This is a genomic window from Amycolatopsis sp. NPDC026612 (assembly GCF_040638285.1).
Taxonomy (GTDB): domain Bacteria; phylum Actinomycetota; class Actinomycetes; order Mycobacteriales; family Pseudonocardiaceae; genus Amycolatopsis.
Genome location: NZ_JBEZYB010000009.1, coordinates 103,053 through 115,503, shown reverse-complemented (window position 1 = coordinate 115,503; position 12,451 = coordinate 103,053). Strand labels below are relative to the sequence as shown.

11 protein-coding genes are annotated in these 12,451 nt (G+C 72.1%); 6 read left to right on the top strand and 5 right to left on the bottom strand.

Features of this window, described 5'->3' with window-relative positions; translation table 11 throughout:
• Positions 1–26 precede the first annotated feature (26 nt).
• Positions 27–1,481 (bottom strand): amidase, encoded by a 1,455-nt coding sequence (locus AB0F15_RS12535; RefSeq protein ID WP_360269354.1) that lies wholly within the window; start codon positions 1,479–1,481, stop codon positions 27–29.
• 225 nt (positions 1,482–1,706) lie between these two features.
• Here AB0F15_RS12535 and AB0F15_RS12530 point away from each other — a divergent pair, with 225 nt between their 5' ends.
• Complete coding sequence (locus AB0F15_RS12530; RefSeq protein ID WP_360269352.1) at positions 1,707–3,224, top strand: non-reducing end alpha-L-arabinofuranosidase family hydrolase; 1,518 nt, start codon at positions 1,707–1,709, stop codon at positions 3,222–3,224.
• A gap of 75 nt (positions 3,225–3,299) precedes the next feature.
• Positions 3,300–3,692, top strand: coding sequence for an HPF/RaiA family ribosome-associated protein (locus tag AB0F15_RS12525; protein ID WP_360269350.1), 393 nt, complete (start codon positions 3,300–3,302; stop codon positions 3,690–3,692).
• 6 nt (positions 3,693–3,698) lie between these two features.
• On the opposite strand, the gene AB0F15_RS12520 is transcribed toward AB0F15_RS12525, so the two are convergent.
• Together AB0F15_RS12520 and AB0F15_RS12515 are read right to left on the bottom strand one after the other, a co-directional pair.
• Positions 3,699–4,523 carry a DUF72 domain-containing protein gene (locus AB0F15_RS12520; protein ID WP_360269474.1) on the bottom strand — a complete coding sequence of 275 codons (825 nt, stop codon included), beginning with the start codon at positions 4,521–4,523 and terminating at the stop codon, positions 3,699–3,701.
• 98 nt (positions 4,524–4,621) lie between these two features.
• Entirely contained in the window at positions 4,622–7,291 is a 2,670-nt protein-coding gene (locus AB0F15_RS12515; protein ID WP_360269348.1) for a LuxR C-terminal-related transcriptional regulator, read from the bottom strand.
• Positions 7,292–7,399: 108 nt separating this feature from the next.
• Between AB0F15_RS12515 and AB0F15_RS12510 the strand changes: the two genes are divergently transcribed.
• Positions 7,400–7,771, top strand: coding sequence for a cupin domain-containing protein (locus AB0F15_RS12510; protein WP_360269346.1), 372 nt, complete (start codon positions 7,400–7,402; stop codon positions 7,769–7,771).
• Between the two features lie 6 nt (positions 7,772–7,777).
• Here AB0F15_RS12510 and AB0F15_RS12505 read toward each other — a convergent pair whose 3' ends face one another.
• Complete coding sequence (locus AB0F15_RS12505; protein ID WP_360269344.1) at positions 7,778–8,404, bottom strand: TetR/AcrR family transcriptional regulator; 627 nt, start codon at positions 8,402–8,404, stop codon at positions 7,778–7,780.
• A gap of 87 nt (positions 8,405–8,491) precedes the next feature.
• On the opposite strand from AB0F15_RS12505, the gene AB0F15_RS12500 reads away from it, so the two are divergent.
• A complete protein-coding gene (locus AB0F15_RS12500) occupies positions 8,492–9,673 on the top strand; it encodes an FAD-dependent monooxygenase (protein WP_360269342.1) in 1,182 nt (393 codons plus the stop codon).
• 1 nt (position 9,674) lies between these two features.
• Here AB0F15_RS12500 and AB0F15_RS12495 read toward each other — a convergent pair whose 3' ends face one another.
• Positions 9,675–10,274, bottom strand: coding sequence for a hypothetical protein (locus tag AB0F15_RS12495; protein ID WP_360269340.1), 600 nt, complete (start codon positions 10,272–10,274; stop codon positions 9,675–9,677).
• A 245-nt stretch (positions 10,275–10,519) separates the two neighbouring features.
• Between AB0F15_RS12495 and AB0F15_RS12490 the strand changes: the two genes are divergently transcribed.
• Positions 10,520–11,182: a lytic polysaccharide monooxygenase gene (locus AB0F15_RS12490; RefSeq protein WP_360269339.1), complete on the top strand. Its 663-nt coding sequence runs from the start codon at positions 10,520–10,522 to the stop codon at positions 11,180–11,182.
• Positions 11,183–11,393: 211 nt separating this feature from the next.
• The gene (locus AB0F15_RS12485; RefSeq protein WP_360269337.1) at positions 11,394–12,446 is read left to right on the top strand and encodes a glucose 1-dehydrogenase; all 1,053 of its coding nucleotides are present in this window, start codon (positions 11,394–11,396) and stop codon (positions 12,444–12,446) included.
• Positions 12,447–12,451: the final 5 nt, after the last annotated feature.

Below are 12,451 nucleotides of genomic sequence, written 5' to 3'. Positions count from 1 at the left end.
GCCGGCGGCCACCTCTCGTCAGCCGCTCATGGCGATGGTGCCCGGAAGCCGCCGATCCGGGGCTCGAGCAGTTCGGCCAGCCGCAGCGGGGTGCGGTCCTCGGACATCGGGCCGATGAGCTGCACTCCGACCGGCAGGCCCTCGGGGGATCGGCCCGCGGGGACGGCGGTCGCCGGCAGGCCGGGCATGGTGGCCAGGCCGGCCCAGACGAGCTGGTCGAAGTACGGGTACCCGACGCCGTCGATGTCGATGCGCCGCGCCAGCGGATCAGGGCTGTGGTCGTGCGGGAACGCGGGCGTCGGCGTGATCGGGCACACCACCGCGTCGAACTCGGCGAACAGCTGCCGCCAGCCGTGGCGGTGGACCTCGCGGCGGTGGTTCGCTTCCCGCCAGTCGGCGTGGCTGAACACCATGGCGCGCAGCCGCACGGCGTCGAGACTCTCGTCGCTCGCGCTCAGCCCGGCGACGTGGGTCCGCAGCTGCTCGGGCGATTCGGTGGGAAAACGCGCCACCGAGCCCGAAACCAGCAACTGCATGTAGAGCGTCGCGGCTTCGGTCAGATCGGGGAGCAGCGAACTGTGCCGTTCGACGCGGGCGCCGCCGCCGGCGAGCGCGGCGGCCACCCGGTTCACCCCCGCCCGCACGGCGGACCCGGTCGGAATGAGCGGATGGTCGTCGAGGACCAGGACCCGAAAATCGCCGAGCCGCTCGTGGCGGGCCGGCGGCAGCGCCAGCCGGTGCGCCACGCCGAGCGTCAGCGGATCCGGTCCGGCCATTACGTCGAGCAGGAGGGTGAGGTCGCGGGCGGTGCGCGCCATCGGCCCGACGACGGCGAGGTCGAGGTCGACAGGCAGGGCCGGCTCGGACGGCGCGACCATCCCGCGGACGGCCGCCAGCCCCAGCGTCGGCTTGTGGGCGTAGACGCCGCAGAAGTGCGCGGGGGTGCGCAGGGAGCCGGCGAGGTCGGAGCCGATGGACAGTGCGCCGAACCCGGCCGCCAGTGCCGCCGCCGACCCGCCGGAGGATCCGCCCGGCGTGCGCTCGGGGTCCCACGGATTGGTCGTCGTGCCGTAGATTTCGTTGAAGCTCTGGATGTCCTGCAGCCCCAACGGCACATTGGTCTTGCCGAGCACCACCGCGCCCGCGTCCCTGAGCCGCGACACCTGGACCGCGTCCTCGGCTGGCACGTGGTTCCGGTGCGCCGGCATGCCCCAGGTCGTGGGCAGCCCGGCGATGTCGTACGACTCCTTGACCGTCACCGGAACACCGAGCAGTGGCCGGTCCTCACCCCGCGCGCGGGCCTGGTCGGCACGGTGGGCGGCGGCCCGCGCCCGGTCGAAGTCCGGCACGCAGATCGCGTTGATCACCTCGTCGTGGCGCTCGATCCGGGCGATCGCCTCGTCGGTCAGTTCCGCCGAGGTCACCACACCGGCGCGCAACGCGGCCACGAGTTCTTCGGCCGGCTGAAAGCTCCATTCCATGAATCCGAAGCTAGCGGCCTGCCGCCGAGGGCAAAAAATCCTGGTTCGCACAACAGGAAGGCCGGCTCGATTCTGCCGAACTTCCAGCGGTGCACGGAGACGCGCCCGGCCAGGAGCAGGAGATCCGCCGCGAACCGCGATGGGGGGTTTCCTTCGCCCTCTTCGCGCGGCACAATGTTAGCGCTAACGCTCGGTCGCCGCTTCCCCTCGCCGAAGGAGAGCCCCATGCGCTCGATGGGTCGAGTCCCCGCCGCCGTGCCACCCCGGGCGGCGCCCCGCCGTGCGGGCCGCATCCGGCGCGGCCGTGGGGGACGCGCACTGGTCACCCTGCTCACGACCGTTCTCGCGGCGGCCACGGCGATCGCGCTCGACCCCGGCTCGGCGTCGGCGGCGACCGTCGACACGAATGCGTCGTACGTGCTGGTCAACCGCAACAGCGGTAAAGCGCTCGACGTTTCCGGTGCTTCCACCGCCGACGGAGCGGTGATACACCAGTGGTCCCGCCACGACGGAGCCAACCAGCAATGGCAGTTCGTGGACTCCGGCAACGGCTACTACCGGCTGAAGTCGAAGAATTCCGGCAAGGTCCTCGACATCGGCAACTGGTCGACCGCCGACGGCGGGAAAGTCCAGCAATGGACGGACCTCAACGGAACCAACCAGCAATTCAGCCTCGCCGACTCCGACGGCGGTTACGTCAGGCTGCTCAACCGCAACAGCGGCAAGGCGGTGGAGGTGTCGGGCGCGTCGACCGCGGACGGAGCGGCCGTCGTCCAGTACGGCGACCGGCAGGGAGCCAACCAGCAGTGGCAGCTCGTCCGGCTGGGCGACACCGGCACGTGCGCCCTTCCGTCGACGTACCACTGGTCGTCGACGGGTTCGCTGGCCGGCCCGAAGTCCGGCTGGCTCGCGCTCAAGGACTTCAGCAGCGTCGTCTACAACGGCAAGCACCTCGTCTACGGGTCGACGACCGACACGTCGGGGTCGTACGGCTCGATGGCTTTCAGTCCCTTCACGAACTGGTCCGACATGGCCTCGGCCGGCCAGAACGGGATGAACTCCGGCACCGTCGCGCCCACGCTGTTCTACTTCGCCCCGAAGAACACCTGGGTGCTCGCCTACCAGTGGGGCGCAACCGCTTTCAGCTACCGGACATCGAGCGACCCCACCAACGCCAACGGCTGGTCCGCACCGCAGGAGCTCTTCTCCGGAAGCATCTCCGGCTCGGCACCCCTCGACCAGACGCTCATCGGCGACGGCACGACGATGTACCTGTTCTTCGCCGGTGACAACGGCAAGATCTACCGGGCGAGCATGCCGATCGGGAACTTCCCGGGCAGCTTCGGCTCGAACTACACGACGATCATGAGCGACACGCAGGCCAACCTCTTCGAAGCCGTCGAAGTCTACAAGGTCCAGGGCCAGAACCAGTACCTGATGATCGTCGAAGCGATGGGCGCGAACGGGCGCTACTTCCGCTCCTTCACCGCCACCAGCCTCGGCGGTACGTGGACCCCGCAGGCGGCCACCGAAAGCAACCCCTTCGCCGGCAAGGCCAACAGCGGCGCCACGTGGACCAACGACATCAGCCACGGCGACCTGGTCCGCACCAATCCCGACCAGACCAAGACCATCGACCCCTGCACCCTGCAGTTGCTCTACCAGGGGCGCTCCCCCAGCTCCGACGGCACCGACTACAACCACCTGCCCTGGCGGCCGGGGGTGCTGACGCTGCAGCGTTGATTCCGCGCGGGTTTGGGCCGGCCGGACACGTGGTATTGACGGAGATCATCATTGTCCCGCTTTGGAGGGTGCCTCGTGCAGATCCAGGTCAACACCGACCACAACGTCCACGGTGGCGAAGGGCTGGCCACCTTTGTGACCACCGACCTGGAGAACAGCCTGTCCCGGTTCGGCGGATGGCTGACCCGGGTGGAGGTCCACCTCAGCGAAGACGGCGGCAGCAAGCCGGAAGACAAGAAGTGCGTGATCGAGGCGCGGCCCGGGGGCAAACAACCGGTCGCGGTCACCCACCACGCGGCCACTGTGGACGACGCGTACGCCGGGGCGGCGCAGAAGCTGGGGCGGGTGCTCGATTCCCGGTACACCCGCGCCCACGACCACAAGGGCAGCGAGAGCATCCGGCACATGCCCCCGCCGGAGGACCTGGAGCAGATCGGCGTGCTCGAGGACGAGCCGCCGGCCCGCTGACCTCGTTCAGAACAGGGTCGCGGGCTCGACCGGCGCCGGCTCGGGCAGTGCGTCGAGGCCGGGCACCAGCGCTCGTACGTCGTCGTGGAAGCGGCGGGCGAGCGCCGGTGCCTCGTCGTTGTCGGGGGTGTGCACGAAAACCGTCGGCGAGCGGCCCTCGCGCAGCCAGCCGGCGACCACCGCGGTCCACGGCTGCCACCCCTCGACCGTCTCCCGGACCGAGTCGCGGCCCAGGTAGCGGACGATCGGGTGGCCGGTCAGTGCCCGCGTCCGCCGCGGCAGCCGCGGTTTCTTGGCCCAGGCATCCTGCTCGGCCTCGCTGACCGGCGGACGCTGGAAGAAGACCGTGGTGTCGAACGGCACCCACTCGGCGTCCGCGCCGGCGAGCGTCCCCTCCAGCAGCGACGTCGAGCCGGCATCGGTGAAGAACCCGGGGTGCCGCACCTCCACCGCCCGCCGGCGGCCGGCGGGGAGCCGGCGCAGGAAACGGCCGAGCGCATCGACGTCCGCCGGGCCGAACGAGCCGGGCAGCTGCGTCCACAGGACCGCCCGGTCGCCGAGGGGTTCGAGCGCGTCCAGGAATGCGCGCATCTCGGCCTCGACCCCGGCGAACCGGCGCTCGTGCGTGACGACCTTGGGCAGCTTGACCACGAACCGGAAGCCGGGATCGGTTTGCTGCGCCCAGGTCTCGACGGTGGTCCGGGCCGGGGTCGCGTAAAAGGTGGTGTTGCCTTCGACCGCGTTGCACCAGCCGGCGTAGGCCCGCAGGCGTTCCCTGGCCGGCAGCGCCTGCGGCAGGAACCGCCCGGGCCACGCCTTGTGGGTCCACATCGCGCAGCCGACGTGCAGACGTGCCACCGTGTCAGCTCCCCTCGCTCGTCAGTGAAACTACTCCCCGCGTTCAGGCGAGGTCGACGACCTCGTGGCGGTCAGGAATCGAGCTCGGCCGACCGGTGCCGACCGGGGCCCGGCAGCATCGTCGCCTGCTCTTCGAACGGCGACCCGAGGTCGGCGAACTGGTTCGCGGCGTCCTTCAGCAGCGCGGCGTCGCCGGTCCGGCGAGCGTGGGCCCGGGTCAAGACCGCCGCCGTCCACCGGTTGTGGGCCGCGGGGCGCTCCGCTCGCTCGAGATGGCGGGAGACGTCCGGGACGTCGAGCACCACCGCCAGTTCCGCGGCCAGTCCGCGGGCGTAGCCGTCGAACCGGCCGGGGGCGAAGCCGGCGGCGACGGCGGGGAATGCGTCCGCGAGGCCGGTGCCGGTGTGCAGCGCCACCCTGGCGCGGACGAACGCGTCCAGCGGGGCGAGGTTCGCGGAGCCGGCCGGCGTGGCCACGCCGGCGACCGCGGCCGCGCGACCGCGCCACCGGGTCATCGACGGCTCGTCGCCGGACAGACCGGCGGCCAGTGCGGCCGCCAGCAGCGGCACGCCGAGAGTCGCGTTGCGCGGCGGTCCGGTGGCCGCCGTGGCCTGCCACATCTCGTCGGCGAGCGTGCGGGCGTCGTCGAACCGGCCGGTCAGCGCCAGGGTGGTGACCAGGCCGCTCGTGCCCCAGTACGGGTGCCCCGCCAGCGCCGGATCCGCGGCGGCGCGCCGGCTCACGCGCACCGCGTCGGCCAGCGCACCGGTGGCCACGGCGTAGGCGATCGCCGACCGGAACGCGTCCAGCACCTCCAGCGCCGCGTGCGGGTCGGTGCGGTCCGCCGTCGTGACGAGCGCGAGGCGCTCCTGCGTGGTGTGGTGGGCCAGGTCCGGACGGCCGGCGAGGGCCTGGGCGGTGCAGCGGGCGTCCAGTGCGGCGCTGAGGAGCAGCGGGTCACCGGCCGCGGCAGGCACGGCCCGGTCCGCGGCCTCGGCGGTGACGGACTGGGGGCCCGGCCCCGACAGCCAGGCGCGGGCGACGGCGACGTGCGCGCGAGCGGCCGGTGCGCCTTCGGCGAGTTCCGCGGCCTCGGCCAGCATCCGGTCCAGTTCGCCGTCGGGCACGGGATCGGTGCTGAACCCGGCGCCGCGGAACCGTTCGGCCAGCACGACCGCGGAGGCCAGGCAGACCGCCCGCGTGGCGGGGTCGCCGTCGGCGCGACCGGCCGCGACGAGCAGCAGGTCGTAGTGGTCGCGGGCGTGGGTGCGCAGGTGCGTGCAGCTGCCCGCACGGGCCAGGTCCGCGGCGGCGGCCGCGGGGGACCCCGCCCGGTCCGCGGCCGTGCGCCAGTGGGCCGTCGCTTCGGCCAGGAAGCCACGCGCGTACGCGAGCCGCGCGAGATCGGCCGCGAGGTCGTGCTCCGGCGGCGCCGCGCCTTCCGCAACGCAGGCACGCAGGTCGTCGGCGATCCGGTCGAACTCGTCGCGCCAGTCGCCGCCGAGCCGCCCGGTCAGCTCCCGCGCGCGGCGCGCGGCCCACCGGTGGTACCGGCCGGTCACCTCGGCCGCCTCCGCCGAGCGGTCCAGCTGCTCGCGCGCGAAGCGGGCGACGACGTCGAAGAGGGCCCACGCGCCGGACGTCCGGTGCACCAGCGACTTGTCGACCAGCCGCCCCAGCAGGTCGGAAAGGGCACCGACGGACAGGTCCGGGGACAGCGCCGCCACGTCGTCGAGGTCGAACCCGTGGCGGAACCGCGAAACCCGCGCCAGCACGGTCTGTTCCCCGGCGGTCAGCAGCCGGTGGCTCCACTCGAGCACCGAGCGCAGCGACCGGTGCCGTGCTTCGCCGCGCCCGGAGGCGAGCACGCGCAGCGGATCGTCGGCCAGTCCGGCCCGCAGCCCGCCGATCCCCAGCGACGCGACCCGCGCCGCGGCGAGCTCGATGTTCAGCGGGGAGCCACCCAGCTCGCGGCACAGCTGCGCCACCTGCGCCGGGTCGGCGTCGAACGCCGGATCGACCGCCTTCGCCCGGTCGGTGAACAGGGCCACCGCATCGACGTCGACGGGCAGGGGTCCGAGCTGCAGCACCGTTTCACCGGGCACGCCGAGCCGTTCGCGGCTGGTCGTCAGCACGCTCAGCCGCGGGTTCGCCGCCGTCAGCGCGGTGATCACGTCGGCGACGTCGTCGGCCACGTGCTCGCAGTTGTCCAGCACCAGCAGCGCGCGGCCACCCAGCTGCTCGGCGACCGCGCCGGGCAGCGGCTGCTGCGGGCGGGGGACGACGCCGAGCCCCGCCGCGACGGACTCGAGCACCGAACCGGGCCGGCTGGGGACGAGGTTGACGAAGGTGGCGCCACCCGGGAACCACGCCGACGCGGCCTCGACCGCGGCCACGGCCAACCGGGTCTTGCCGGCCCCGCCCGGCCCGAGGATCGTCGTCACCCGGCTCTCGGCCACCAGCCGCACCACGGCGTCGCGCTCGGCCGTCCGCCCGACGAAGCTGGTGAGTGGCTTCGGCGCCCCGACCACGAGACCCGCCGGCGCGGCGAGGCCCGGCGCCCGCGCGGCCAGCTCCCGCCGGTCGCGGGCGCCCAGCTTGCGCAGCAGCGCGGACACGTGGCTTTCGACGGTCCGCACGGACACGTGGAGCCGCTCGGCGATCTCCGCGTTGGTCGACCGGTCGGCGACGGCCAGCAGCACCTCGCGCTCGCGCGGCGAGATCGTCGGCGCGGTCGGCATGGCCCCGAGTATGCACTCCGTGGCGGAATCCGTGGTCACCACGGATGTGCCGGTCCGGCGGGGGACCGAAGATCTTCCCGGACCCGACAACCCCGGAAGGAGACCTCCATGGTGGTCATCGCGAAGGAAGACGACCTGCGCATCGGCACCGGCCGCACCAGCCGGTTCGAAGGCGAGGCCTACGGCTCCGGCATCTCGTTCTTCCACGTGCACAACACCGAAGGGCAGGGCCCGAGCGCCCACGTGCACCCGTACTCGGAGACGTGGGTGGTGCTCGGCGGCCGGGCGCTCATCCGCACCGGCGACGGCGAGGTCACGGCGGCCCAGGGTGACGTCGTGGTCGTCGGCGCGGGGACCGCGCACGCGTTCCGCGCCGTGGGCCCCGAGCCGCTGCGCATGCTGTGCGTCCACGCCGCCCCGCGCATCGAGCAGGACTTCCTGGACGACGACGCGGCCGCCGAAGCCGGCGTCACCTTCTGATCCCCGTCAGGCCGTCGGCCCGGCGACCAGCGGCCGGAAGATGTCGTCGACGATCGACCGGATCCGCTCGGCGGACACCGGTTCCAGGGTCATGAGGACGTCGTGGCGCAGGAGCTGGAACGGCAGCTCGAGCAGATCCGGCGGGATGCGGGAAAGGTCGATCTCGCCGCGGTCGTGCGCCCGGCGGAACACCTCGTCGGACAGCGACGGGCCGTCGCCGCGCACGATGCGGCGGACGGCCTCCGGGGTGAGGCCGGCGCTGTCGTGGAGCCCCGCGAACGTCGCGCCGACGAGCGTCGCGAGCTCCGTCCGGCCGGCGTTGAAGTTCTCCAGCAGGGCGACCATGTCGTCACGCAGGTTGCCGGTGTCCGGGACGGCGACCGGATGGGTGTCGCCGTAGTGGCGGATGGCGGCCAGCACGAGGTCGTTCTTGTTCGCCCAGCGGCGGTAGAGCACCGCGACGCCGGTCTTCGCGCGGTCCGCGACGGACTCCATCGTCAGCTTCGCGAAGCCGGCCTCGGCCAGTTCCTCCCAGGCCGCGTCGAGGAGCGCGTGCTCGAGTTCGGTACCCCGGCGCCGGCGTTTCACCACGTCGGCGGGGGTCTGGGGGGGTGCGGCCTGCTCACTCGGCATGCCTCCAGGATAAGAGATACTTGCATTCCTTCGCCAGAGTCCCTACGGTCGAAATAAGGAATTGATTCGACTCTTATGGGAGTGGACATGAGCACGGTCCTGATCTCCGGCGCGAGCATCGCCGGTCCCGCGCTGGCCTTCTGGCTGAGCCGCTACGGCTTCGAAGTCACGGTCGTGGAGAAGGCGAGCGGCCTGCGCGGCGGCGGCTACCCGATCGACATCCGGGGCACGGCACTGGACGTGGTCGAGCGCATGGGCCTGCTGCCGCAGCTACAGGCCGCCCACGTCGACACCCGCCGGATCACGTTCCTCGACACCGACGGCAGCCCGGTGACCTCACTTCGCCCGGAAACCCTGATCGGCGGCGTCGAGGGCCGCGACCTGGAGATCCGCCGCGGCGACCTGACGCAGGCCCTGTACGCCGCCGTCCGCGACGACGCCGAGTTCCGCTTCGGCGACACCATCACCGCCCTGGACGACCACGCCGGCGGTGTCGACGTGACCTTCGCGAGCGGCCACCACCGCACGTTCGACGTCGTCATCGGCGCCGACGGCCTGCACTCGGGCGTCCGGAACCTCGTCTTCGGTCCCGAGGACCAGTTCCACCACTACCTCGGCTACTGCTTCGCCGGCTTCACCATGCCCAACGACTTCGGCCTGTCCCACGAAGCCGTCATCTGGAACGCCCCCGGCCGGGGCGCCATCCGCTACGCCGTGGGCGAAAGCGAGCTCCTCCACGGCTTCCTCAGCTTCGCCCGCCCCGAACCCCCGTTCGAGGCCTTCCGCGACCCGGCCGCCCAACGCGACCTGGTGGCCGCGGTCTTCGCCGGCGACGACTGGGAGGTCGTCCCCCGGATGATCGGCGCCATGCGCACCGCCGACGACCTCTTCTTCGACGTCGTCAGCCAGATCCGCCTGCCCCGCTGGTCGACGGGCCGCGTCGCGCTCGTCGGCGACGCCGCCCACGCCCCGTCGTTCCTCACCGGGCAAGGCTCCAGCACCGCGCTGGTCGGCGCCTACATGCTCGCCGGCGCGCTGGCCACCGGCTCCGGCCACACGAGCGCGTTCGCCGGCTACGAGCGGACCACCCGCCCGTTCGTGGAGCTGAACCAGGCCCTGGTCACCGAAGGCGACGCCCGGCTCCTCCCCACCACGGCCGACGCGCTGGCCCGGCGCAACGCCGGCCTCCGCACCCTCACCACCCTGCCCGCCGGCCCCCCTCGCCCGGCCCACACCGCACTCCGGCTCCCGGTCTTCACCGCCGCCTGAGTCAGTCCGCGACGCCGGCCGGTGCCGGCACGGCGGGCACCGGTGCGGGACCGCGCCGGATCAGCGGCGCGAACGAGATGAGCAGGAGCGCGGCGCCCAGCGGGATGAGGTCCTTGTCGGCGAAGGGCAGCGTGGTGTCGATGAGAACCAGCACCGGCGCCCAGGGCTTCACCCGGTGCCGGACGGCGAGCAGGGTGATCAGGACGAACTGACCGACGAAGAACAGCATCGGCCCGAAGCTGTAGAAAGCCGCTTCGACGCCCGGCGTGCCCTGGATTTGGGTGAAGCGGACGTCCATCCCGGCCCGGTCGGCGGACAGGAAGCCGACCACGATGTCGATGGCGAACTGGCCTCCGACAGCCAGCGCACCGGCGGTGCCGACGACGAAACCGGCGGTGGCGAGCCGGCCGCGGCCGGCGATCGTCCGCATGGCCCAGAAGGCCCGCACGAAGAAGGCCAGCCCCGCAAGGAAGAACACGTGGCCGACGGTCCAGGCGAGCCCCGGGCCGCGGCTGCCGTCCAAGCCGTCCAGGATCCGGATGACGCCGTAAGTGCCCAGGCACAGCGGGGCGAAGAGAAACGCGAGGCGGGAAGAGAGCATGGCGCAAAGTCTGTTCGAGCCCGGAGCGGCCCACAATCGGGACCATCCCCGGGGTTCCGGAGCGCCGCCTCAGGGATCGCCCGGACTCACCGAAAGTTTCGCCGTCGGGAACGCGAGGGAATAACCCACCACTTGCCCGGATTCCGGTTGAGTTTTGTCCGGATGGCGGATAAGCTCCCTTTCACCCTGGGAGCGCTCCCACATGAATCACCATCACTCGCTCGTCCGAGAATGGAGGCTCATCCATGCGTATGCGCAACTTCTCCGGGTCCGGCACCAGACGACGAGGTCTCATCGCCCTGGTCATCGCCGGGCTGGCGTGCCTGTTCCTCGGGGTACCCGCCGCCTCGGCACACGGCACCATCGTCAGCCCCCCGACCCGCGCCTACCAGTGCTGGAAAGACTGGGGCAGCCAGCACACGAACCCCGCCATGCAGCAACAGGATCCGATGTGCTGGCAGGCTTTCCAGGCCAACGCCGACACCATGTGGAACTGGATGAGCGCGCTGCGGGACGGGCTGAAGGGCAACTTCCAGGGCGCGACGCCGGACGGGCAGCTCTGCAGCAACGCCCTGGCGCGCAACGATTCCCTGAACACCCCCGGCCCGTGGCGGACCACCACCCTCGGCAGCAGCTTCTCGATGCACCTCTACGACCAGGCCAGCCACGGCGCCGACTACATCCGGGTCTACGTCAGCAAGAACGGGTTCGACCCCACCACCCAGCGCCTCGGCTGGGGCAACCTCGACCAGATCGTGCAGACCGGCCGCTACGCCCCGGCCAAGGACATCACCTTCGACGTCCGGACCTCGGGCAGCTACCGGGGACACCACGTCGTGTTCACGATCTGGCAGGCGTCCCACCAGGACCAGACGTACATGTGGTGCAGTGACGTGAACTTCGGTTGACGGACGTGCCGCGGTGAACAGAACCCTTCTGTTCACCGCGGCCGCCACAGCCGCCCTTTCCGCACCGCCCTTTCTGCGCCGCCCTTTCTGCACCGCGTCGTCGCGTTTGTCCGGCAACTGCCTCCCGTTCCGATGTTTTGCGGGGCGCAAGCGCGTCAAACCCGGGGGCGAGCGGTCCGACGGCCGCGCCGTCGCGGAGAGGAGCTGGACCATGCGAGCACTGACCGTCGTGCCGAAACAGCGGGGGTCCCTGCGGGTCGACACGGTGCCCGACCCGCAGCCGGCGCGCGGTGAGCTGCTCGTGCGGGGCCTCGCCCTGGGCGTCTGCGGCACGGACAAGGAGATCGCCCGCGGCGAATACGGCTGGGCGCCACCCGGCCGGGAACGCCTGGTGCTGGGGCACGAGTCACTCGGTCAGGTGATCGAAGCGGCCACCGGCTTCGCTGAAGGCGACCTCGTCGTCGGCGTGGTCCGGCGCCCCGATCCCGTGCCGTGCGGCGCGTGCGCCGCCGGGGAGTTCGACATGTGCCGCAACGGCCGGTACACCGAGCGCGGGATCAAGGAGATCGACGGCTACGCCAGCGAACTGTGGACCGTCGACGCCGGGTACGCCGTCCGGCTCGACCCGCGGCTGCGCGACGTCGGCGTGCTGCTGGAACCCACCACGGTCGTCGCCAAGGCGTGGGAGCAGATCCAGCGCGTCGGGGAGCGCGCCTGGTTCGAACCGAAGCGGGTGCTGGTGACCGGCGCGGGCCCGATCGGGCTGCTCGGGGCGCTGCTGGGCGTGCAGCGCGGCCTCGACGTGCACGTCCTCGACCGCGTCACCGACGGCCCCAAGCCCCGGCTCGTGGAGGCGCTCGGCGCGACCTACCACCACGACCCGATCGAGAAGGTGCTGCCGTCGCTCGAGCCCGACGTCGTCCTGGAGGCCACCGGCGCCGGTTCCCTGGTGTTCGACGCGATGGCCGGCACCGGCCCCTACGGCATCGTCTGCCTCACCGGCGTCTCCCCCACCGGCCGGAGTCTCAGCGTGGACGCCGGGTCGATCAACCGCGAGCTCGTCCTCGAGAACGACGTCGTGCTCGGCTCGGTCAACGCCAACCTCCGCCACTACCGGGCCGCCGCCGACGCACTCGGCCGCGCGGACCTGGACTGGCTGGCCGGGCTCATCACCCGGCGCGTCCCGCTGGAGCGAGCCGCCGAAGCCTTCGACGCAACCGGCGACGACGTCAAGGTCGTCATCGACCTGCCCGCCGAGGGCTGAGCGCC

What these genes read in the sequence shown, in the direction of transcription:
- AB0F15_RS12535 (WP_360269354.1), bottom strand. Translation starts at nt 1,481, where the DNA reads ATGGAATGGAGCTTTCAGCCGGCCGAAGAACTCGTGGCCGCGTTGCGC.
- AB0F15_RS12530 (WP_360269352.1), top strand. Translation starts at nt 1,707, where the DNA reads ATGCGCTCGATGGGTCGAGTCCCCGCCGCCGTGCCACCCCGGGCGGCG.
- AB0F15_RS12520 (WP_360269474.1), bottom strand. Translation starts at nt 4,523, where the DNA reads ATGTGGACCCACAAGGCGTGGCCCGGGCGGTTCCTGCCGCAGGCGCTG.
- AB0F15_RS12515 (WP_360269348.1), bottom strand. Translation starts at nt 7,291, where the DNA reads ATGCCGACCGCGCCGACGATCTCGCCGCGCGAGCGCGAGGTGCTGCTG.
- AB0F15_RS12510 (WP_360269346.1), top strand. Translation starts at nt 7,400, where the DNA reads ATGGTGGTCATCGCGAAGGAAGACGACCTGCGCATCGGCACCGGCCGC.
- AB0F15_RS12505 (WP_360269344.1), bottom strand. Translation starts at nt 8,404, where the DNA reads ATGCCGAGTGAGCAGGCCGCACCCCCCCAGACCCCCGCCGACGTGGTG.
- AB0F15_RS12500 (WP_360269342.1), top strand. Translation starts at nt 8,492, where the DNA reads ATGAGCACGGTCCTGATCTCCGGCGCGAGCATCGCCGGTCCCGCGCTG.
- AB0F15_RS12495 (WP_360269340.1), bottom strand. Translation starts at nt 10,274, where the DNA reads ATGCTCTCTTCCCGCCTCGCGTTTCTCTTCGCCCCGCTGTGCCTGGGC.
- AB0F15_RS12490 (WP_360269339.1), top strand. Translation starts at nt 10,520, where the DNA reads ATGCGTATGCGCAACTTCTCCGGGTCCGGCACCAGACGACGAGGTCTC.
- AB0F15_RS12485 (WP_360269337.1), top strand. Translation starts at nt 11,394, where the DNA reads ATGCGAGCACTGACCGTCGTGCCGAAACAGCGGGGGTCCCTGCGGGTC.